1 tRNA gene is annotated in these 301 nt (G+C 62.5%); it reads left to right on the forward strand.

Annotated elements, in window-relative coordinates:
* Positions 1-40 precede the first annotated feature (40 nt).
* Positions 41-116 (forward strand) — tRNA-Ala (locus ACLBXP_RS25685).
* Positions 117-301 lie beyond the last annotated feature (185 nt).

Genomic DNA, 301 nt, shown 5'->3' on the forward strand with positions numbered 1-301 from the left:
CGCCCCCTATTCGCTACTCGCTATTCGCTATTCGCTCCTTGGGGCTGTAGCTCAGTTGGGAGAGCGCGTGCTTTGCAAGCATGAGGTCGTCGGTTCGATCCCGTCCAGCTCCACCAGGATCCAGGGCTGCCAGGCGCACATGCGTGCGACGGCGGCGGGGCAGGGGAGGACATATCCGGATGAAGAGACAGGTTTGCAGGCCCGGGTGACCGGGATCTGCGAAGTGACATCGTGAAGAGGGAATGTGACCGTGACGGCAGCGAGAGCTGGTCCGCCAGGGTCACGTTCGGCAAGCAACTGT

The organism is Methylobacterium sp. A54F (assembly GCF_053346035.1).